Annotated in this window: 20 protein-coding genes; 7 read left to right on the plus strand and 13 right to left on the minus strand. The window is 69.3% G+C overall.

The window, feature by feature from the left end; genetic code table 11:
* Positions 1-17: 17 nt before the first annotated feature.
* Positions 18-146 (plus strand): hypothetical protein, encoded by a 129-nt coding sequence (locus WME82_RS45945; protein ID WP_438040500.1) that lies wholly within the window; start codon positions 18-20, stop codon positions 144-146.
* Positions 147-533: 387 nt separating this feature from the next.
* Here WME82_RS45945 and WME82_RS45950 read toward each other — a convergent pair whose 3' ends face one another.
* Positions 534-995, minus strand: coding sequence for a hypothetical protein (locus tag WME82_RS45950; protein ID WP_437742749.1), 462 nt, complete (start codon positions 993-995; stop codon positions 534-536).
* Positions 996-1,197: 202 nt separating this feature from the next.
* Positions 1,198-2,016, minus strand: a complete 819-nt coding sequence (locus WME82_RS45955; protein ID WP_438040501.1) for a metallophosphoesterase family protein — start codon at positions 2,014-2,016, stop codon at positions 1,198-1,200.
* 167 nt (positions 2,017-2,183) lie between these two features.
* Between WME82_RS45955 and WME82_RS45960 the strand changes: the two genes are divergently transcribed.
* Together WME82_RS45960 and WME82_RS45965 are read left to right on the plus strand one after the other, a co-directional pair.
* Entirely contained in the window at positions 2,184-4,679 is a 2,496-nt protein-coding gene (locus tag WME82_RS45960) for a DUF2169 domain-containing protein (RefSeq protein ID WP_438040502.1), read from the plus strand.
* Between the two features lie 204 nt (positions 4,680-4,883).
* Entirely contained in the window at positions 4,884-5,207 is a 324-nt protein-coding gene (locus WME82_RS45965) for a hypothetical protein (protein WP_438040503.1), read from the plus strand.
* Between the two features lie 63 nt (positions 5,208-5,270).
* Here WME82_RS45965 and WME82_RS45970 read toward each other — a convergent pair whose 3' ends face one another.
* From WME82_RS45970 to WME82_RS46000, 7 genes are all read right to left on the minus strand, one after another.
* Entirely contained in the window at positions 5,271-5,672 is a 402-nt protein-coding gene (locus tag WME82_RS45970) for a DUF4150 domain-containing protein (protein ID WP_012241080.1), read from the minus strand.
* Positions 5,673-5,700: 28 nt separating this feature from the next.
* Entirely contained in the window at positions 5,701-6,093 is a 393-nt protein-coding gene (locus tag WME82_RS45975) for a DUF3540 domain-containing protein (protein WP_438044997.1), read from the minus strand.
* Between the two features lie 3 nt (positions 6,094-6,096).
* The gene (locus WME82_RS45980) at positions 6,097-7,482 is read right to left on the minus strand and encodes an IS4 family transposase (protein WP_438037969.1); all 1,386 of its coding nucleotides are present in this window, start codon (positions 7,480-7,482) and stop codon (positions 6,097-6,099) included.
* A 31-nt stretch (positions 7,483-7,513) separates the two neighbouring features.
* A complete protein-coding gene (locus WME82_RS45985) occupies positions 7,514-7,804 on the minus strand; it encodes a DUF3540 domain-containing protein (RefSeq protein WP_438040504.1) in 291 nt (96 codons plus the stop codon).
* An 88-nt stretch (positions 7,805-7,892) separates the two neighbouring features.
* Positions 7,893-8,963 carry a pentapeptide repeat-containing protein gene (locus WME82_RS45990; RefSeq protein WP_438040505.1) on the minus strand — a complete coding sequence of 357 codons (1,071 nt, stop codon included), beginning with the start codon at positions 8,961-8,963 and terminating at the stop codon, positions 7,893-7,895.
* The gene (locus tag WME82_RS45995) at positions 8,960-11,620 is read right to left on the minus strand and encodes a DUF2169 domain-containing protein (RefSeq protein ID WP_438040506.1); all 2,661 of its coding nucleotides are present in this window, start codon (positions 11,618-11,620) and stop codon (positions 8,960-8,962) included. Before WME82_RS45995 ends, WME82_RS45990 begins: the two co-directional genes overlap by 4 nt.
* Positions 11,621-11,688: 68 nt before the next feature.
* Positions 11,689-11,970 carry a hypothetical protein gene (locus WME82_RS46000; protein WP_438040507.1) on the minus strand — a complete coding sequence of 94 codons (282 nt, stop codon included), beginning with the start codon at positions 11,968-11,970 and terminating at the stop codon, positions 11,689-11,691.
* Between the two features lie 287 nt (positions 11,971-12,257).
* Between WME82_RS46000 and WME82_RS46005 the strand changes: the two genes are divergently transcribed.
* The gene (locus WME82_RS46005; RefSeq protein ID WP_438040508.1) at positions 12,258-13,202 is read left to right on the plus strand and encodes a hypothetical protein; all 945 of its coding nucleotides are present in this window, start codon (positions 12,258-12,260) and stop codon (positions 13,200-13,202) included.
* An 89-nt stretch (positions 13,203-13,291) separates the two neighbouring features.
* Here the strand turns inward: WME82_RS46005 and WME82_RS46010 are convergent, their stop codons facing one another.
* A complete protein-coding gene (locus WME82_RS46010; protein ID WP_438040509.1) occupies positions 13,292-15,682 on the minus strand; it encodes a type VI secretion system Vgr family protein in 2,391 nt (796 codons plus the stop codon).
* A gap of 311 nt (positions 15,683-15,993) precedes the next feature.
* Here WME82_RS46010 and WME82_RS46015 point away from each other — a divergent pair, with 311 nt between their 5' ends.
* Positions 15,994-16,407, plus strand: a complete 414-nt coding sequence (locus WME82_RS46015; RefSeq protein ID WP_438040510.1) for a hypothetical protein — start codon at positions 15,994-15,996, stop codon at positions 16,405-16,407.
* A gap of 404 nt (positions 16,408-16,811) precedes the next feature.
* Here WME82_RS46015 and WME82_RS46020 read toward each other — a convergent pair whose 3' ends face one another.
* Together WME82_RS46020 and WME82_RS46025 are read right to left on the minus strand one after the other, a co-directional pair.
* Positions 16,812-17,492, minus strand: a complete 681-nt coding sequence (locus WME82_RS46020; protein ID WP_438040511.1) for a dienelactone hydrolase family protein — start codon at positions 17,490-17,492, stop codon at positions 16,812-16,814.
* A gap of 32 nt (positions 17,493-17,524) precedes the next feature.
* Positions 17,525-18,253, minus strand: coding sequence for an SDR family oxidoreductase (locus WME82_RS46025; RefSeq protein ID WP_437537056.1), 729 nt, complete (start codon positions 18,251-18,253; stop codon positions 17,525-17,527).
* 604 nt (positions 18,254-18,857) lie between these two features.
* On the opposite strand from WME82_RS46025, the gene WME82_RS46030 reads away from it, so the two are divergent.
* The gene (locus tag WME82_RS46030; protein WP_276596603.1) at positions 18,858-19,208 is read left to right on the plus strand and encodes a helix-turn-helix transcriptional regulator; all 351 of its coding nucleotides are present in this window, start codon (positions 18,858-18,860) and stop codon (positions 19,206-19,208) included.
* Between the two features lie 237 nt (positions 19,209-19,445).
* Positions 19,446-19,739, plus strand: coding sequence for a hypothetical protein (locus WME82_RS46035; RefSeq protein ID WP_438040512.1), 294 nt, complete (start codon positions 19,446-19,448; stop codon positions 19,737-19,739).
* An 83-nt stretch (positions 19,740-19,822) separates the two neighbouring features.
* Here the strand turns inward: WME82_RS46035 and WME82_RS46040 are convergent, their stop codons facing one another.
* Positions 19,823-19,945, minus strand: coding sequence for a hypothetical protein (locus WME82_RS46040; RefSeq protein ID WP_438040513.1), 123 nt, complete (start codon positions 19,943-19,945; stop codon positions 19,823-19,825).
* Between the last annotated feature and the right edge of the window lie 88 nt (positions 19,946-20,033).

Here is a 20,033-nt window from a genome sequence, read left to right on the forward strand (position 1 = left end):
GCCGCAAATCGGGCGATGTGGCGAAAGGGCTCGCGTCGTTGAAGGCGGACCTCGCGTCGGGGGAGTGGGATCGCAAGTACAGGGCGCTGCGACGCCTGGAGTCGCTGGACCTGGGTCATCGCGTGCTGCTCGCCGAGCTGGCGTGACGCACCACCTGGGCAGAGCGTGCCACGCAGCTCGTCTCCGGTGACAGAGGCGTGCCCTGCGTCTCGCGGTGACCCGCCTCGGCACCCGCGCGGGTGCCGAGGCGGAGGCGCGGACAAAAAGAAAAAAGAGCGCCCGTCCGACGGTGTGGGGGGGGAAACCGTCCCTCAGGCGCTCCGGGGTCAGGGTTATGCAGGAGCTAGGCCAGGGATCTCCTGACGAGGGTCCGTGAATTTACGTAGGCGTTGTACGGGTGAGGCTTTCGTTTTTGGTGTGGCGGATTTCGTTGGTGAAGCGCAGGGGCGCCATCTCCCGCGAGCGGTGGCACGGTGGCGCTCGCCCGAGCGCCAGACGAGCGCTGCGCCTGAGCAGCCAGGCGAGCGCTGCGCCTAGGCAGGGCGGTGGGGCGTGCCGGCGATGGCTCCTACGCGGCGCGTCTTCGCCACGCGCCTCGCCTGCTGCCGGATGTGCTCCACGGCCTTCTCGAGGAAGGCCTCGGGGGAGGTCTTGCTGACGGTGATCTGCTCTCCGCCGATGAGGACGACGAGGAGGCCCCTGTCGGTCCTGCCCACCGCGAAGAAGTCGACGGTGAACGGCAGCTCTTCCTCGACGGTGAGGGACAGCTGGCACTTCAAGACCTCGCCGACGCCGGGCTGATTCTCGACGACGAACCGCTGCAAGAGCCCGTTGGCGTGGGCGTCTCCGGCGATCCGGTTGAGCGCCCACTTGTCCCTCGGCCAGGCCATGTGGTCACGGAGCTCGGTTATCCATTGCAAGAGCTCCTCGGCGACCTGGCCGATCGCCGCCTTGGAGGCCTCATAGGACAGCTTGATCTGCTCGTATTTCGTCATCGGGGCTCCATCGCTCTCCGGCGCGCGCCCTCGAGGCTACCAGATCGCCGCGCCTCGCCGCACGCGGATCGGGCCCCTCGGCCTCGCCGACGCCGCGGGATTCTTCGGCGCAGCGCGCGGCGCGCGGCGTCGCGGGCGGCCTCGAGGCGCTCGCGCTCCCTGGTCTCTGGGCGCCGCGGCCGACGGGACCGGCCGGGCTCGCTCAGGCGTATTGTTGCAGCAGCGCGCCGCGCATGGGGTTGTCGCAGGCCTTCACCGCCGCGCGGAGCGCGTCCCTGTCGACCGGCACCCTGTGCAAGCTGACGTTGACCGCGCCGCCCTGCGCCTCCACGGTCGCGTACTCGGCGTGGTGCAGCAGCGTCGGCGGCCCGCCGTTCGCGTACTCCTTGAACGGCATCCCGACGCTCCCCGGGTTCACGAGGAGCGTCCCGCGGTGCTGGCGGAGCATCTGGAGGTGCGTGTGCCCCCCGGCCATCACCGTCGCCGCGTGGCCCGCGAGGCGGCGATCGAGCTCCTCCGGCGGGGTGTTCGCGAGGAGTTCCTCCATGTGAGACCGGGGCGAGCCGTGGAACACGAGGAGCGTCGAGTGCGCGTCGAGCGGGATCTCGAGGTGCGCCTGGAACGTGCGCAGGAAGGCGAGCTCGTCTCTCGACAGCCGATCACGGCACCAGTCCACCGCGTCGACGACGATGGGGGCCTCGGTGTAGGTGCGGATCAGCTCCGGATCCAGCATGAACTCGTCGTGGTTCCCGAGGATGCACGGGCACCCGAGCTCCTGCAGCATGTCCAGGATGGCCGAGGGCCGCGGCCCCAGCGTCGCGACGTCGCCGAGGCAGATCACCTGATCGACGCCCGTCGCCCGGATGCTGGCCAGCACGGCCCTGAGCGCCACTTCATTGCCGTGGATGTCGGATATCAGCGCGATCCGCATGGCAAGACCCCCTTCAGCGGCCATCGAGACGTTGGAGCGGCTCTCGGCGCCTCGCGGCGTCCGATCGGCGGACTCGTGACGATAGACCATGTCCGCCGGCGCCTCCAGCCCCTCGCGCCCTGCCGGGCGAGGCGGCGCGACGGCGCGGCGGCGCGACGGCTCGCGGCGATGGAGACGCGCGTCACAGCCGCGAAGTTTCCCTGGTCTCCCTGCACGCTCCCTGCACGCGCCGGACCACGAGCGGGTAGGATCGGCGCGTGCGCGCGCTCTGGCCGGTGGACATCGTCGCCTTGAATCCCGTGTCGTGCGGCGCGGTCCTGTGGCGCATCGGCGGCGTGCTGCGCGTCACGATCCTCGTGAAGGCGACGTTCGCCCTCGGCGCGGACGGCGACGCGGATCTCGTGGCGCCCGAGCCCGTCGAGCGCGAGGACCGCTTTCACGACGACGACCCCTCGCGGAGCCTGCGCTCCGCGAGCGACACCGCGCCGTACCTCCCCGGCGCCGGCGTCGTGCTCACCGGGCACGCGCATGCGCCGGACGCCACCGGGCCGGTGATCGGCCTCTCGGCGAGGCTCGCGCTCTTCCGCGATGGGCTGCTGCTCGACAAGACGATCCACGTCTTCGGGGACGCCACGCCCGGCAGCATCGCGCCCACGCCGTTCCAGAAAATGCCGCTCGTGTACGAACGCACGGCGGGCGGACCCAGCCATCCATGGAACCCGGTCGGCGTCTCCGAGGCCGGCGAGGGCGCGCGCGCCGACGCGCTGGATCCAGCGATGGGCGCAAGGCGAGCGCGCCCGAACCTGGTCAATCCTGCGAGCCCCCACCGGCCCGCGTGCTTCGGGCCGATCGCGCCTCACTGGGCCTTGCGGAAGCGGCTCTTCAACGGCTTCGAGCCGGGCGCCACGGGGCGTTCGGCGCAGCTCGGCCCGCTCGGCGCGGACCCCGCCGCCGCGGGGCGCGCGGAGGTGCTCGACATCCCGGCGGACTTCGACTTTCGCGCCTTCAACCCGGCGCCGTTCGATCAGCAGATCCCCTTTCTGCAAGGCGATGAGTGCATCCTCCTGGAGAACCTGAGCGCGGAGAGGCGTTTCGTCTGGACGCGCCTCCCCGCGGCGCGCGCTCGTGTGCGCCGCTACCGCATCGACGCCGCGCGGGCGGGCGGATCGCAGGAGATACCGCTGACGGCCGACACGCTCGTCATCGACGGTGATCGACAGATCGCCTCGCTCGTGTGGCGGGGCAACTTCGCCATGGAGAGCGAGGAGGCGCTCCAGGGCATCCGCCTGTTCGCGGGGGTCGAGACGCTCAAAGGGACCATTCCATGGCCGGAGCACGGCGCGTCGCTCCCCGGGGGCCCTGCGGCGACGCACCGGAGCTCGGCGCCAGCGGTGTCGCTTCCGAGGCCGATCGTGGCGCCCGCCGGGCTTGTGGAGACAGGCCCGCTCTCTAAGAGGAAGATGGAGATACCCGTGCTCCCCTTTCGTGATTCGCCTGCCGCGCCGCAGGCTCCTGCTCCTGTCGCCGTGAGCGGAGGCATCACGGGACCGCTGGGCCAGAGGATGCCGATCCCCGAGGACAGGCTCGCGGAGGTCGGGGCGGAGCGGGCGCAGTTCCCGGTGGCAGCGCCGGGGACGAGCGCGCCGCGCGGGGAGGACCCCATCCCGGGCGCGCCGTGGAGCCCGATGGCCGCGCCTCGGCTCGTCAGCCCCGCTGGCGCCGGGGGCTCGCAGGCCGGGCGCACGCTGGTCGACCGGGGAGATCCTGAGAGCGGTGTCGTGGAATCGGCGCCGCCGCCGGAGCCGGAGCCCATGGCGGCTCCTCGGTCGACGTCATCCGGGTCGACGCTCGTGGCGCGAGAACCATCGGGGCAGGAGGCGGTCTATCCGGCGGTGGAGGTGGCACCGCCCGAGAAGGTGAGTCCGCAGCTCGAGGTGGCGCCGCCGGTGCTGGCCGAGGTGGCGCTGCCGGCGAGGGGGAGTCGGCCGCCCGAGGTGGTGTCGCCGGCAGCCGTATCGCCGCCTGTGACGAGCGAGCCGCTCGCCGGGTTGGAGGCGCGAAAGCGGGCCGAGGCGAGGCTCGCCGAAGGCGGCGATTTCGATGGAGACGACCTGTCGGGCGGTGACCTGTCGGGGCTCGACTTCAGCGGGCGCTCGCTCGCGCGGTGCGCGCTCCGCGGCGCGAGGCTCCGTGGTACCCGCCTCGCAGGGGCCAGCCTCGTCGAGGCGACGCTCGACGAGGCCGACCTCCGCGGCGCGGATCTGTCTCGCGCCGATCTCACGAATGCGCGCGCCGACCGCGCGGAGCTCGTCGAGGCTTCACTCGAGGAGGCGGACCTCCGAGGCGCCTCGCTGCGCGGGGCGAACCTGGAGCGAGCGCGGCTCGCTCGTGCCCGCGGCGACGGCGCGACCCTCTCCGCGGCGAACCTGGCAGGCGCCGACCTGGAGGATGCGCGCTTCGTGGGCGCGTCGTTCGCCGGCGCCAACCTGCGTGACGCGAAGGCCGATCGCGCCGATTTCATGTCGGCGCGGTTCGACCGCGCCGACCTCGGCGCAGCCTCCTTCTGCAAGACCCGCCTCGTCGCCGCGGTGCTGGCGCACGCGAAGCTCGACCTGACCGATCTCCGCGGCGCCAACCTGGAGCGTGCCAATCTGCACGGGGCCTCGCGGAGGCGGGCGAAGATCGCGGGCGCCAACATGAAGGAGATCGACGAGACGGCGCCGGTGAGCCCGGAAGATCCGGAAGGCTCGTGAGCGATCGAGGGCCGAGTCCTCGTTGGGCCGTTCGTCGCTGCCGCCAGGAAGGGCGCGGGCGGCGGGCGGCTTTGGCGAGGTCCCCATGTGGGGATCGGGACCGCGCCGTCGAGACGGCCCTGGGGGCGTCGTGTCTCGGCCGATCGCCCGGATGGGCAGTGAGCCGCGGTGCTAGGCTCGACAGGATCAAGGAGACCCATCGCCATGAAGATCTCTCGTCAGTGTCCGAAGTGCCAGTCCAGGAAGCTCTGGGTCGTGGAGAAAGCCGAGTCCGCTGGCGACGGCGGGGGAAGCAACACGATGAGCGTGGCGTCCGGGTACGTTCTTAAGGGCCCCACGGACGACTGGGGCTCGCCGCTCGAGACCATTCATGCGGGCTTCTTCGAGACCTGGATCTGCGCGCTCTGCGGCTTCACCGAGTGGTACGCGCGCGACGCGAACGAGGCCCTCGCCCGGCTCGCGTCGCATCCGTGGCGGCCCAAGGTTCGCTACGTCGATGGGGAGGCGACCGGCACGCCGTACCGGTGACTGCGACGGGGCCGGGCCGGGTGACGGTTCGAGGCGCGCCGGCACCTCCCATGGCCAACGCCCTCAGGGCGCCAGAACGAGCACGTTGGTGACGCTGGGCACGATCTTGGCGCCTGGCGCATTGGTGTTGTTCTGGATCGTCATGCTGGTGAGCCGCGCGAGCGGCATCCCTCCGACCACCACGGTGAACGCCCCCGTCACCGTGCGTGCAGGGCCCATCACGGTGCCAGACGCGACGCCGGTCGCCAAACCGGCGTTATCACCGTTCGTGAGCATGGGCATCGTGGCCATGTTGTGCGCCGGCGTGCACGTCATGAGGACGTTCGGCACGAACCCCACGTCGGTGGGCTCCATCGCGATGTTCGGATAAGGCACCGGGACCGGAGCCGGCGCAGGTGGGGCCGGCGTGAGGCACACGTCGGGAAACGCCAGGCACATGCCGCCAGCGCTCGTCTTTGCCAACATATCGGGATCTCCTCTCTTCGCGTAGCGGTCAGCCGAGGTGGATCTGCTCGCCATCGACCTTGGCGAGGACACGGGCCGAGATGATCGCGTTCTCTCCGCGAATGCCGATCAGGTTCTGGGCGCGTAGATCGACGGTCCCCGCGCGTGTCTGATCGATCTCCTCCACGAAGCGGAACACGCGCTTGGCGCGCTGGGTCAAGCGGGTGAGGATTGTGTCGGCCTCCTGCGCCACGAGCGCGATCTTCGTCACCTCGGCCTGCACGAGCCTGCCGAAGAAGCCGAGCTCATCGATCGCGATGGCACCCTTCTTGGCGCGCACGTGCACCTCGGCGCCCGTCATGGCCACCTCGCGGGCGCCCACGATGTCGACGCGTTCCGACGCGCAGACCGCGATCCGCCCACCCCGCGCCTGTCTCAGGATTGATCATATTTTCCCCACCTCCCTCGCGGCGCTCCAGCCTTGGACGAGGGTGAGGAGTTGCTCGTAGCCACGGCCCAAGGTCTGCCAGCCGGGCTCGCCGTTTCGCCGGAGGTGTCCGCCGAGCCCGGCGATTGCCAGGAAGGCATCGCGGGCCGTGGCGTTCTCGGGCAGGGGCTTGCGCGCGAAGACCCGCAGCACCTCGATCTGGGTGGGCGTGAGCACGGCGGTCGCGGGCTGCTCCGGAGCGCGCCGAGCCTCGCTGCGCAGCAGCAATAGCTGCCAGGCGATGGGCGCGAAGAGCGCCAGCACGTTGCGCAAGCCGTGCAGGTCCTCGATCTGGCGCTTCTCGTAGGCGCATCCGGTCTTCAGGGCCTTGAAGAACTCCTCCACCATCCAGCGCGCCCGGTACCAGTCGACCAGCTGCGTCAGCTGCTCGACGGACTCGACCGGCTCGCTCGTGAGCAGCACCCACTCGACCGGCGCTTCGCCCGGCGGCGGCTCGATCTCCCAGACGCGTACGACCCACAGCGACAGCGTCGCAGGCAGCTCGCGCGGCTGGGATCTCGGTCGCCGCAGGGTCACGCGCGTGCTTCCAAGGGCGAGCTTGGCCAAGCGTCCTGCGCGCGGAGGATGCAGCCGTTTCTGTTGAGGGCTGCGATTGCCCGCCGGCCGCGGCGAAAGCTCTACCTCGCGTACGGCCACCGCTTGAACATGCGCGAGCGCCTGCTCGAGCTTGGCCTGCTCTCCGAGGGCGTCAGCCTCGACGAGGCGATTGTGCGCGAGCCGAATCACGAACCGATGCCCTGCGCTCAAAAGCTGCGCGAACAGGCCGTAGTCGTCGCCTTCGCGGTCCATGACGTGCACCACGTCGTGCGCAGTAGCGCCCAAGGCCGCGACTCGCTCCACCTGCTCTCCCCAGCGGTCGTGCTCGTTGTCCGTCCTGCCGTCGTCGCGCACGTGCGTGCTCAGATCGAGCACGCCGAGCGGGCGGCGCGTTCCATCGCCGCTGACCGCCAGCGTGAAGTGGGCGAAGAACGTCTGCCCCGAGGAGCGCAGCCGTCCGAGCCCCTGCCGCTGGCCGTCCGAGCGGAAGGACAGGGTCGTGGTGTCATGGATGGCGAGCACGACCGGCTCGGCCTCCATGCGCGCGAGGGTGGCGCGCACATGCGGAGCCAGAATCGCCGCGGGCGTGACGGCGTCGTTGCCGAAGAAACGGTACGCCGCCTCCAGCTCGCTGTCGGACAGCAGCGAGGGGAAGCTCTTGTCCGGCGCCTGCGCCAGCTTCTGCACCAGCTTGCTCTGGCGCTTCGAAAGCCGCGCATCGCCGAAGTGCGCGTCGCTCATCTCCTCGGCGAGCGCCGCTGCGTGCTCTGCTGCAGGTGAACCCATCCGCAGCTTTGATCACGTCGCTCAGCACACATCAAGCGAGATGTGTAGGATCCTGAGGCGCCTGTACCTCCAGGTCGCCGTCGGTCGCGAGCTTGGTAGGCGCGCCGTCGCGACCGTCGAGCACGGCCAGCACATAGACCCCCTCCGGCTCGATGGCGCAGAGCACCTTGTCCCCGGCCTCCGGGGCGACGAGGCAGCTCTTGGCGCGCCGTGCCTCGCAGCTCGACGCGGCGAGGCGTACCAGGAGCGTCGCGCCGACCCGCTCAACGCTCCCCGTCTCGAGATAGGCCTCCGGCCTCGCAAGCTTCTTTACGGCTGTCACGGTATCAACCCTTTCTCCACGTCGTCTGTGCTGTCCCTTGGGGAGCGTCTCCTGAACGACCTGCTCCTCGCCTCGATTGCAACCTGCTTCACGTCTTCACGGGGGGCGCCGCGCCGTGCGTCGGCTGCCATCGTTCCACCCTGGCCAGCTCCTCGTCATCGCCGAGCCACCCCGAGAGCCGTGGCAACACCGCGCCATCGCGCTTTGCGAGGTGGAACCTGGTCCGATACAGGCCCGCTCCGGAGAAATCGGCGGCCGACACGTCGGCGTGCGAGAAGTCCGCCTCCCGGAGCCTGGCATCGACGAACCGCGCTCCAGCTGCCAGCGCGCGACCAAAGTAGGCTTCCTCGAGGAATGCGCCGGAGAGGTCCCCTTTCAGCAGCTCGGCCTTCTCGAACACCGCCTGGGGGAACTGGCCGTTCGAGAGGCGCGCCCCGTGCAGCTTCGCCTCGCCGAAGAAGCACTGCGGCCCCCTCGCGCCCTCCAGCCGGGCTTCGCGCAGGTCGGCTCCCATGAAGTTGCACTGCGCGCAATCTGCCCCGGCGAAGCTCGCGCCGGCGAGATCGCTCTTCATGAACTGCGTGCGAAAGAGCTTCGTGTCGGCGAAGCTCTTGGGCCCGAGCCTGGCCTCGACGAGCGTGGTCAGCGCGAGGTTCGCGGCGGCGAGATCGGCAGTGCGGAGATCGGCCCGGAACAGCGTCGACTTCTCGAGGTTCGCCCCGGCGAAGCTCGTCCGGTCTGCGTCGATGTCGACGAGGTTCGCGCGGTCGAGGTTGGCGCCCGCGAACGACGCTCCTCGGAGCGAGGTCTTCACCCAGCTCGCGATGGGCGCCTCGACGAGCGCGAACGACGCGCCGTCGGCGGTGCACTCGACGAAGGCAGCCGCGATGTGCTTGCCGCCGTCGAAGCGCGCCCCTTCGAGCCGCGATCGGTAGAAGCTCGCGTGGCGCAAGTCCGCGTCGCGCAGATCGCACCGGGTGAGATCGCACGCGATGAAGCTCGACTCCTTGAGGAGCGCGGCGCGCATCGCCGTGGGGAAGCGCACCTCTTCGAAGCTCGCTCCTGACAGGTCCGCCCCGTCGAGCGCGAGGTGCGACAGGTCGACGTGGCGCACCGGCTCGCCGTGCCGGAGCTTGTCGAGGAGCTCATCGCGGTTCATGAGCCACCTCGCTCGGCGTCCGCTCTCGGGAGGAAGCGCACGTGGCCTACCTCGGCCTCGGCGAACGTGGTCCGCTCGTCGCCGGCGACCCGAGATAGGTCGGCGCGGAACAGGTTCGCTCCGGTGAAGTCGGCGCCCGCCAGCCGGGCCTTGGAGGCGAGCGCGTCCATCAGATTGGCCCCCTGCAGCGACGCGTCTCCGAGGTCGGTGCGGATGAGCAGGCCGCCCTTGAGGACGGCGCGCTCCAGGCTGGCCTCGGAGGCGTCGCATCCGGAGAGATCCGCGCCGCGCAGGTTCGCCCGGTCGAGCCGTGCGCCTGCGAGGACGGTGCCGCGCAGGTTGGCCCTCTCCATGTCGGCGTCGCTGAAGTCGGCCTCGGGAAAGGACGAACCGTGGACGACGACGCCCTGCTGAAAACACGCTGATCGAAACGACACACGCTCTCCGTGACAGGCGACGAAGGTCGTTTTCCGGAGCGTGGCGCTCGAGAAATCGGCGCCATCGAGCGTGCTCTCCACGAGGTTCGCGTCCGAGAGATCGGCGCCTGTGAAGCGGGCGCCGGACAGGTCGGCCTTCAGCAGGTTGCACTGCCCGAGCGTGGCGCCCGTGAAGTCCGCGCCTCCCGGCTTCGCCTCGATCCAGTCGGCGCCCGTGAGATCTGCGCCGGAGAAGCGCGCCCCCGCGAGCTCGGCGCGGCTCAGCACCGCCTCCTTCAGGTCGGCACGCTCGAGCGAGGCGCGGCGCAGCGTTGCTCCTCCCAGGTTCGCGCCGCGGAGCCGCGCTTCGGTGAGGTTCGCGCCCTCCAGGTTCGCCCTGGCGAGCACCGCGCCCTCGAGGTTGGCTCGGGAGAGGTCGCACCCCGAGAGGTCGGCCGACTCGAGGAACGCGCCGGAAAGGTCCACGCCGGACAGGGACATCCCCGCGAGGTTCGCACCGGTGAAATCGCGGTTCGCCAGGGGCTCGTCCACCTCCATGGCGAGCCCGACGACCAAGCGCACGCGCTCCGAAGCCTCGGGCTCCATCGCCGCGGCGGCGGGCTGCAGGTGCCCCATCCGCCGGTACATCTCGAACAGGCCCCGCTCCTGCTCCTCGATCGTCGCGTGATACCCCGGGTCGGCCAGCATCTGCTCCACGTCGTCCAGCACGACGCCGGCCTCGCGCGCCTCCGCCGCCATCGAGCGCAGCGCTGTCAGGTGCGCCTTTGCCGAGAACTTGGGCGGCCCTGCGCCCTCCTTGGCCGCCTTCTCCATGGCAGCATCGAAGTCCTCGCCCCTCTCGGCCCAGGCTCGTCTCGCCTCCTCGCGGGCCTGCGTCTCCGACGCTCGGGCTCGATCCATCAGCTCCTCGGTCCTCAGGGACGCGGCCTCGACATAGGCGGCGAGACCGTCGAGGTCGTCTGGCGGCGGCTCGGGGAGGGGAGGCAGCTCGTCGAGGCCGTGGTTCTTCGGGTCGAGCCCTTCGGCCTCGATGCGTGCGCGCGCCTCGGCGAAGCTCCGCTCCTGGCCCCGACGCAGGTTCTGGGCGGCCAGGTTCTCGCTCTTGACCCAGCGTCCCATGTCGCCAAGGTCGATGTTGGGCGCGACGCCCGACGCGCGCGGCGGCATGAGGTCGCCGTCGGAGATCTCTGCGACCGCGCCCTTGTCCTTGTCGAGGCGGCGCGCGAGGGCTGCCTGGTAGTGCTCGATCGGGCGCGGCGATCCGGGCTCCTCGCACGCGCAGAGCAGGTGCACGATGTCGGCCGCGTCGTCCTCGGCGATCGCGAGCACGCCGTGGAAGATGACGACGCCGAGCTCCTCGGCGGGGAACACCCAGACCGTGTCGGGGCGCATCGGGATCTCGAGGAAGCGATCGCCTTCCGGGGTGTGGTGGGTGACGAACGATCGCGTCACGAGGTCGGGCAGCTTACCCTCGAGGCGTGGCTTCTCGGGATGCATGTTCTCGATGAGGATCTCTTCGTTCCCGCGGAAGAGCCCATCGAGCCACTGATCCTCGGATGCCACGTTGAAGAATGTCGGATCCGTGTCCGCGGGGATGCCCGGGAAGTGCTCGTCGAGCCAGCGCTTGTCGTAGGTGCCGGCGCGCCCCCTGCGCTGCGCGAACGTGATGTCCATCGGCAGGAAGCCGGCGGGCTCCGGGCGCTCCGACGGCGTGCGGATCATGGCGCCGTAGAGCTCGACGTTCGGCAGCGGGTGGACGGAGCGACCGCCGAGGTCGAGCGGCCTGTAACCTTTGCCGTGAGGGTTTCTATCGTAGCCGGCCCCGCCGAAGGCGTGCGCCCAGTCGATGTGCAGCGTGGTCATCGGCGCGGGCTCGGTCGGCACGCCGTCGCGCCACGCCCGGTCGCCCACCACCGCGAGGCGCTTGTCGACGCTTCCGATCCGGGCCCTCACATACGAGGCGCGGGTGGGCACGCCGCCGGGGGCGTGAAAGCTGCCCGCGACGAGCAGCTCGCCGCGCGTCTTGGCGAAGCCTTCGTCGATCGCGCCCTGCTCGCCGAGGGCGCCGGTGACGGTGCGCCAGAACGATAGCTCGTCGACCAGGGCGCGAGGGCTGGTGAGCGGGAAGCCCAGCATGGCGGTCACATGGAAGTAGCTCCGCCGCCGGAACTCCAGCACCCGGGTCAACATGGGGACCTTCATCGGCTTAACGATCTTCACTGGACCTCTCGTCGCGCGTGGGTCTTCGAGTCGTGATGGCCGGTCGAGCTCGTCGACGGCGTCATCGATCAGCCGCGATAGGGCGGGCCTTGAGGGCGTCGCAGCTCGCGGACGTGCTTGCCGTCGACGGGGAGGCGCTCTTTCAGGTAGAGCTCGACGTAGCCGCACTGCTGGCAGGCGTACGCTTCGAGCTTGCCGCTGGCACCATCGAGGCCTGGCTTTCCAGTGACGGCGAGTTGAAACTTATTCGCCAGGTTAGCCGTTCCAGGATTAGGATCATTGTTGGCGACGTATTCCACATACCAAAGGCTCGTGCAGAGGCACTTGGGGCAGGTTCCGGTCGTTTTCATGATGGGCTCCGCCGCGATGCTGCGTCAAGTGAGTGCTTTGCATTCACGAGCTACATCGTGGTAATGTCCAGAGCTCAAGACACGCGCTGCCGAGTTACAGGCCTCTGTTGCGGACTCTCTCACGCTGGCATCGAGCATCTTCGACATGGATGTGTGCATCGGCGTCTCCCTCCCGCCCTATGTTCGCCGGCCGGTGATACTACGCTGGCACTCGAGCGCCGTCAAATGAAGTGTGTGCTCGCCGCACGCGAGCGGTGGTACGATGGCTGCGCGAGGACCCGACGCCCATGGACGACAACCCCGAGTCTGAGATCGTGCGACAGTTCCGTGAACTTGCAGGCGCCCCGCAGGGCACGAATGACTTCCACATGAGCACATGTGGCTGTCCGCTTCGGGTGAAGTACTCGCCGGGGTCCGTATCGAGCCTCACGCTGAGCGCGCCGTACCCGTCGCGCATGACAGCGCCCGCGCATGGGCCGCTCGCTGCTTATCGCCACCCGGGCGAGGTGTTCGTCGCCGTCCGCCCGATGAAGATCAAGCTCCGGCGCGAGACGGACGAGGACAGGGGCGCAAGATCTCGCGGCGTCGTGCGCGAGGTACAGACAGGCGATCCGCTGTTCGATGACGCGGTCTACGTCGACTCGCGCAGCGACCCTCAGACCGTGCTGCGAGCGCTCGCATCCCCCGAGCTGCGCGGCGGCGTGCGCGCCCTGCTCGCCGAGGGGATCGAGCATGTGATCCTCGACGATAAGGCAGGGGAGATCTCGGCGCTGCTGCTCCACTTCACGCGGGCCCCGCACTCTCCTGACCGCGCGAGCCGGGTACTGGGCGCGTTCGCTGCTGTTGTCCTCAACGTGCCCAGCGTCAGCACGTCATCCGAACAGAGGCCGGCAGACGTCGAGCGCGCGCTCTTGATTTTTGGAGCTGTTCTCTGCCTACTTCTGCTGTTTATTGGTGTGCCAGTTTATTTGCTTGCGGCAGGCCAGCGCTGCGATTTCGAGAATAATCCGGGCGCCAATGTGCTGTTCTCGCTGGACGGCTGTTTCACGCCGTTTTCGCTGGGTCTTGCGGCGGGGCTCCTCGTCGGACCCCTGCTTGCTGCCGCCGTCGCGAGGCGTTTCCATGGGCGCTCGGATTCTCTCGAGCGATCAAGCGCGGCGTACGCCGTCACCTTGGTCCTGTCTGTTCAGCTCGCGGTCTGGCTCTTCGCGGCGTTGCTGTGGCTTCGGTAGCGAGCCCAGGCCGCGCTGCTGTCGGCCGGGGCGAGCTCGCCGAGCTGGCATTCCAGCAGTCCGGCACTCACGCACTCGAAAGCGCAGCGCTAACCGAGCTTCGTGATGGCCGCGTTCCACATACGGGCCCCCGCGTTCCCGATGGCGGTGGCTCCCTGCTTGATGTGAGCGCCCATGGTGCTGAAGACGGCTCCGAAATTGTCTTTCTTTGCGCTGCCATTCTCGCCCTTGGCAACGAATAACGCCGCCGCGTAGCCAGTTGTCTCCACCTTCACTCCGTAGCCGCTATGGTAGATGGCGGCATAGTCAGCTTTATGAAGACCGATCGCGCTCTTGCTATTATAGCCCTCGAGCGAGCTTGCGGCCCAGCCCTTCCAGTACGCGGTCGACTTGGTCTGAATCTGATCCCCATTGATGGTCACTTGCGGCGCGTCGACCACGATATGATTTTGGCTCTTCAGCGTGATGCTTCCTCCCGTGCTCTCGATACGGACATTGCCGCCCATCTGCGCTGTCCACTTGCCATCGACGTCCGTCTTCCACTCTCCGTAGTCGTCGTGGTTCTGGCCGCTGATCTTTTGCAACCAGCTTCCCAGCACATCCTGCTTGCCGCCGGCCTCGATGGTCTGGGTGAACCCGCCGTGGATGTCCTGTGTCATGCCGCCGCTCTCGACCTTGTCGGTCCGGCCCGAGCGCACCTTGATGTTCTGATGGCTGTTGTAAAACTCGTTCGAGTCGCCGTCGACGTTGATCGTGTGGATGCCGACGTAGTGGATGGTCGCGTCGTCGCTGACGTCGACGTAGTACTTGCCGCCGACGTTCTGCCACCACTCGCCGCACACGTTGAAGCCGGCGTTGCCCTCCGTGGAAACGTAGAACATGCAGTCGACGGGCTGCATGTCGGGGTTCGCGTCCGGCGTCTTCGGGGGCACGACGAACGCCTGATGGGTGGGGCCGCCCATATGGACGTTGGTCGCGCCGACCGGGGTGAACAGGTCGATGTGCTGCTTGCCCTCGAGGTCCTCGACGACCATGTGGTTGCTGCCGCCCGTGCGCAGCACGTTCTGCGTCAGGTTGCGGCTCGTCACCGTGCTCGGCCGGTGAGCGTTCGGCACCACGCCGGCGATGAACGGCCGGTCCGGGTCGCCGCCCTGGAACGACACCATGACCTCGGTCCCCTTGCGCAGCGGGAAGTGCCAGCCCTCGACCGTGCCGCCGTGCGGCTGCATCATGCGCAGGTACGTCGACGTGGCGCCATCGGGCAGATCGCTCGCGTCGAACTTGAGGCGGAGCAGGTAACGACCCATGTCGTCGATCTGGGCATACTGGCTGTCGCTTGGCCCATCGACGACGCCGTTCTCGAAGCCGTAGATGCGCGGCCACGGCGTCGCCTGGGCCGCCCTGAACTGCACGTCGGCCGGGATCGCCACCACCTCGACGCGGTACGTCTCGTCCACGGCCATCCCCGTGAAACGCGTGATGTCGAACGAGCCGCCCGTGATCGCGGCCGCGTGCCGCACCTCGACGGCCAGGTAGCGGGTCGGCATGTCCGAAGGCCCGTCCTCCAGCTCGAAGACGTAGCCGGCCCGCAGCCCTGTCGCGTTGCCGGTCGCGTGCAGGGTGAGCTCACGGCACGCCATCGACTCCGCCTTGACCTGGGCCAGCCGCGTCGCCTCGTCCTGCGTGAAGACGCGGTAGCCGTACTCGCGCACCTCACCGTGGCCGCTCTTGGACACGGCGTGCTCTCCCGACACCGAGGCGGCCGGGTTCGCGTAGTTGTAATCGTTGATCCGCACCGCGGCCGGCAGCGAGCTGAGATCGACGTGCACCTCCCGGAAGCACTCGCCCGCCGACACGTCGTGGCTCGAGGTCGGGTGGTAACGAACCCGGCCGTTGCCGCTCAGCGGCTCGTGCTGATCCTTGCTGTCGACGATGACCATGACCTCGGCGCCGCCGTCGTCGACCGGGTGCTCGAAGTGGTAGTAGAGCCCTTCGCGCTCGAGCCATCGATGGGTGAAGTCGAGGTGGCTCTCCCGGTATTGACAGACGAACTCCTCTTCCGGATAGCGGTCCGTGTCGACGCTGAACCGGAAGTCGCTCGTCGTGAGGCCGCCGTGCGTGAGCGTCTTCGTCAGGAAGGCGTCGATCTTGCTCTTCGTGTGGACGAAGCTGCGCACCGAGTGGCGCTGGAGCCACAGCCTGGGCACGAGCGACCCATGGTAGAGCGCGCGGTCGGCCGACTCGCGCAGCAGCCGGAGGCGCACGAACACGCCGTGCCAGCACATCGGCGGCGAGTCGGCTCCGCGCTGGAGCGTGAGCGTCGCCGGGGCGTTGATCGCGACGCGGACGTCGGTGCCTGCCGGCACGGTGAACAGGACGTCGAACTCGAACGGTCGGCACAGCGCCTCGGTGCCCTTGAAGCCGACGGCACGGGCGGCCGGCAGCGCTGCGCAGTGCATGGCAAAAACGTCCACGCTCATGAGCTCCCCACCAGGTTGTGGTCCACCCGAGGCCCCCTTGAACGCAGCGGCCGCGCGCGGACGATGTCGCGACCGCGAACCCTACACAGAAGCGCGTCCGACGTGCAAGGTCGTCGATGTCACCGCACGACACCGTCGCGTGGTGGTAGCCTGGCCGAGCGAGGAGCCGACGCCGAGGGACGGGGAACCCGAGTCTGAGCTCGTGCGACAGTTTCGAAGCCTGGCAGGCGCCCTGGAGGGCTCGAATGAGTTTCACGAGCGACGCGCAGACCGTGCTTCGGACGCTCGCGTCGCCCGAGCTGCGCGCCGGCGTGCGCGCCCTGCTGGCCGAGGGCGTCGAGCACGTGATCTTCGACGACAAAGACGGAGAGATCTCGGCGCTGCTCCTTCACTTCACACGGGCTCCACACGATGCCCACCGCGCGAGCCGGATGCTGGACGCGTTCGCCAGCGTCGCTCTCAACCTGCCATGCGTCATCACGTCATCCGAACGAAGACCGGCCGACACCGAACGTGCGCTCTTGATCGCCGGCGCCATCCTCTGCGGAGTCAGCTCGCGATCTGGCTCTTCGCGGCATTGCTCTGGCTGCGGTAATGGGCGTGATCCTCGCGCGCGCTCGATCGCGGCGCACGCGCCGACCTGCTCGTCCACCGCTTCAACGGCAGGGCGCCCCGTCCTCGACGAGCCTCATCAGATCATCGATGTTATCGATCGATCGCGATGATCGGCCGAGCTCTGAGGCTACGCCCGTCCGACACCGGGAGACCACCCCCATGAAGAACTCTCGTCAGCGTGACGATTCAGGCGGCCGCGTGGATCCGCCACATGGACCGGCTGCGCCGCAGTTCCATCGCCGATCTGGCCCTCCTCGTCGGATCCCCAGAAGTACGGCGTTTTAGCGATCGCGAAAATGCGCGGAAAACTGGTGAAGACCTCCGCCGGGGGGCGCTCAGTGCGGGGCGACCTGAGATCCGTGGAGGACCTTGAGCCGGACCAACCAGCGGCGGTCTCCGAAGTGATGTGCGACCTGTGCGACGCGTCGGCCCGGAGCGCGGGATGATGAGCGTGCTCTTCCCGATGCCGGCCGCTCCGACCCGGCGCAGCCCTGGCCCGGCACCGCCTGACGCGTCAGCCAATGTGCGTGTGGAGGAACTCGACCGTGCGCTGCCACGCGAGCGCGGCGCTCTTCGGCTCGAACTTGGACGGATCGGTCGAGCGCATGAACGCGTGGCCGGCGTCGTAGACGTAGAGATCCATCGCGCCTCCACCGGAGCGCGCCGCCTTCTGGATCTCTTCGGCTACGGAAGGGTTCGCCCAGTCGTCCACCTTGGCGTAGTGCCCGCAGATGGGCGTCTTCACCTCGGCGAACTCCCCCGGTGCGATCCGCGGAAGACCGTAGAACGGGACCGCCGCCTCCAGGGCCGGCCGCACGTAACGTGCCGCAGCGAGGGTGAGCGCGCCACCCAAGCAGAAGCCCGCGACCGCGACCCTCCCGTTGCACCGGGGATGCGAGCGCAGGTAGCCGACCGCGTGGCCGAGCTCACCTACGGCCTTCTGGAAGTCGAAGGCGCCGATCAGCTTCGCCGCCTCCTCGTCGTTCTCGGCGAGCTTGCCGTGATAGAGGTCGGGGGCGAGCGCGAGGAAGCCCGCCTGCGCGAACTGCTGGCAGTGCGCTCGCATCACCTCGTTGAGGCCGTGCCACTCGTGGACCACGACGAGCCCCCCGACCTTGCCCGAGCCAGGCGGCTCGGAGAGGGCGCCCTTCATCTGCCCCGCGTTCCCCAACGAAAACGTCACCATCGTCGTCATGTTGTCCTGCTCCTTTCGTCACTCACTTCTCTTCACCAGGGCACGGGGCCGCGCGCGTCGAAGAACCCGCCGGTCGGGCCGGCGTCGTCGAGGAGCGCGAGCCTCACGGACGCGCGGGCGCCTTCCTCGACGGTCTGCGTGCCGCGGTGGCCATTCAGGTCGGTCGCGGTGTAACCGGGGTCCGCGGCGTTGACCTTGATGCCCGTCGGGGCGAGCTCCTTCGCATACTGCACCGTCACCATGTTGAGCGCCGCCTTGGAGGCGGGGTACGCGATGGCGTTGAACGACGCGTACTCCCACGCTGGGTCGCCGTGGTTCGCGAGCCCGCCGAGCCCGCTCGACACCATGACGATGCGCGCCGCGGGCGACGCTCGTCGGAGCAGCGGGAGCATCGCATTCGTCACGGCGATGGCAGCGAAGACGTTGACCTCGAACACGTGGCGCACCTCGTCGAGTCGCGTCGCGCTCGGCGTGGAGCGGCCGAGGAGGATGCCCGCGTTGTTCACGAGGACATCCAGCCGCCCGAGGTCGCGCTCGATCGTGCGAGGCGCTTCGGCGACGCTCGCGGCGTCCGTCACGTCGAGCGCGATGAAGCGCGCGTCGATGCCTTCTCGGCGCAGCGCCGCAGCGGCTCGCGCGCCGCGCTCCTCGTCGCGTGCTCCGACGAGCACCGTCATGCTCGCGCGGCCGAGCTGGCGGGCGGTCTCGAGGCCGATCCCCTTGTTCGCGCCCGTGACGAGCGCTGTTCGCTGGACGTTCATGCCCTCCATCTACGATCGAGCGTCCAGAGGAGATTGGGCGATCTTGGCTCGACACGCGTCGTTGGGGAGCAGCCCGAGAACGCCCTAGCGCCGAGAAGGGCCGCGCGGTATCGTCCTCGGCGTGGACCTCTCGGCGGCGCAGCGCGGGCGGAGCCGGATCGCATTCTCACGCCCGGCTGCGCTCCCCGGCCTCACCGTCGGGCAGTTCCGGAGCGACGGGCCCCTGTTCACCTGCGTGACGGACCGCTACGCCACCGCGCTCCACTTCAGTGGCCGCTCCGAGTGGTCGCTTCGAGGCGCGCGCTGGTCGAGCGGCCCGGGCACGATCGACGTGAAGGTCCCCGGAGAGGTCTTCGCAGAGCACGCCCGCCAAGGCCAGCGGCGGTTTCAAGTCGTGATCTTCGACGCGCGCATGGTCGACGAGGCGCGCGCGACGCTGGACTCTCCCGCGTCGCCCCCGACGGAGAACGCGCTCTGCGCGCACGACCCGCGCGCTGCACCGTTGGCGGCGTTGCATCGCTCGCTGCTTCGCGGCGACGCGACGCCTCTCGAGCTCGCGGGTGTGTCGTCCGAGGCGCTCGCCGCCCTGTGCGAGCTCACCACCATGCGCCGAGATCCGCCCCGTCCGCGCAGCGCGTGGGCTCGCGCGGTGACGCGCGCGCGCGAGCTCCTCGATGCCCGGTTCACCGAATCGATCGCGCTCGACGAGCTCGCCGCCCACGCGCGACTCGACAAGTTCCGCCTCTGTCGTGCCTTCCGCGAGGAGGTCGGGCTTCCCCCGCACGCGTACGTGACCTACCGGCGCGTCGGCCTCGCAGGGGCGCTGCTCGCCCGGGGAGTCCCTCAGGCGGAGGTCGCTGCGCGCGTGGGGCTCTACGACCAGAGCCAGCTCCACCGGCATTTCAAGCGCATCGCCGGGGTGACGCCGGGGGCGTACGCCCGAGCCGCCCGCTGACTCTTTCTCCTCGACGCGCCGCGCCTCGCCTACGCCTGCCGGATCAGCTTGTCGATCTCCGGCGGGATGCAGCCGTAGCCTTCGGCGGCGGCGAGCAATGCGGCGTTGTGAGCCGCGAACGAAGAAGGGCATCGCCGCGCCCGGGAAAAAGCGCAGGAAGAGCCGCCGCGAGTAACTGAGCACCATGACGAAAGCCCAGAGCGGGCGCAGCGCCCGGCCGACAGTCAGCTTGCCGAAGTGCGCCCAGTCGACCTGCGCTTGCTCGCCGGGCAACGTGCCGAGCCGCTGGAACGCCTCTGCGGGCTTCTTGGCGCGCAGACGGCCGATCACCCGGCGCAGATGATCGGGACCGCCCGGATAGCCGCGCTCCTTCAACATGCCGAAGAGCCGACTCGAGCGCAGCGAGGGATACTTGCCGAGTTGCTCGACGATGCAGGGCACGAACGGGTCGACCATCGACGGGCGCGGCGCGACGACCTTCGGGTCGACGCCCGCTTGCCCGAGCACGCGCTGCACGGTGGTGTGATGTAGCCCGAGCTGGGCGGCGATGGTGCCAATGGGCCACTTCTCGCCGTGGTAGAGGCGCAGGATCTCGGCCTCCTTCTCTTTCGCGATCACCGCCGCCTCCCGTCACCGTAGAGGCCCACGTGGGACGCGGGGAGCACGGCGCCGCGGGCGGCCAGCCAGGCATCCTGGCCGAACGGCTTGTCACCCGGCGCGCTGGGGTTGGGGGTCATCCCCGGGAGCCGGCGATGCTGCCCCCGCACCAGCGGTCGACGGCGGCGGCGCTCCCGGCCTCGACGAAGGCGTCGAGCGCCGCGTCGT

The organism is Sorangium sp. So ce128 (assembly GCF_051525245.1).
Taxonomy (GTDB): Bacteria; Myxococcota_A; Polyangia; order Polyangiales; family Polyangiaceae; genus Sorangium; species Sorangium cellulosum_B.

What these genes read in the sequence shown, in the direction of transcription:
- WME82_RS45965 (WP_438040503.1), top strand. Translation starts at nt 4,884, where the DNA reads ATGAAGATCTCTCGTCAGTGTCCGAAGTGCCAGTCCAGGAAGCTCTGG.
- WME82_RS45990 (WP_438040505.1), bottom strand. Translation starts at nt 8,963, where the DNA reads ATGAACCGCGATGAGCTCCTCGACAAGCTCCGGCACGGCGAGCCGGTG.
- WME82_RS46020 (WP_438040511.1), bottom strand. Translation starts at nt 17,492, where the DNA reads ATGACGACGATGGTGACGTTTTCGTTGGGGAACGCGGGGCAGATGAAG.
- WME82_RS45980 (WP_438037969.1), bottom strand. Translation starts at nt 7,482, where the DNA reads ATGGGTTCACCTGCAGCAGAGCACGCAGCGGCGCTCGCCGAGGAGATG.
- WME82_RS46025 (WP_437537056.1), bottom strand. Translation starts at nt 18,253, where the DNA reads ATGAACGTCCAGCGAACAGCGCTCGTCACGGGCGCGAACAAGGGGATC.
- WME82_RS46030 (WP_276596603.1), top strand. Translation starts at nt 18,858, where the DNA reads ATGCGCCGAGATCCGCCCCGTCCGCGCAGCGCGTGGGCTCGCGCGGTG.
- WME82_RS45950 (WP_437742749.1), bottom strand. Translation starts at nt 995, where the DNA reads ATGACGAAATACGAGCAGATCAAGCTGTCCTATGAGGCCTCCAAGGCG.
- WME82_RS46010 (WP_438040509.1), bottom strand. Translation starts at nt 15,682, where the DNA reads ATGAGCGTGGACGTTTTTGCCATGCACTGCGCAGCGCTGCCGGCCGCC.
- WME82_RS46000 (WP_438040507.1), bottom strand. Translation starts at nt 11,970, where the DNA reads ATGAAAACGACCGGAACCTGCCCCAAGTGCCTCTGCACGAGCCTTTGG.
- WME82_RS46005 (WP_438040508.1), top strand. Translation starts at nt 12,258, where the DNA reads ATGGACGACAACCCCGAGTCTGAGATCGTGCGACAGTTCCGTGAACTT.
- WME82_RS45955 (WP_438040501.1), bottom strand. Translation starts at nt 2,016, where the DNA reads ATGGTCTATCGTCACGAGTCCGCCGATCGGACGCCGCGAGGCGCCGAG.
- WME82_RS46040 (WP_438040513.1), bottom strand. Translation starts at nt 19,945, where the DNA reads ATGACCCCCAACCCCAGCGCGCCGGGTGACAAGCCGTTCGGCCAGGAT.
- WME82_RS45970 (WP_012241080.1), bottom strand. Translation starts at nt 5,672, where the DNA reads ATGTTGGCAAAGACGAGCGCTGGCGGCATGTGCCTGGCGTTTCCCGAC.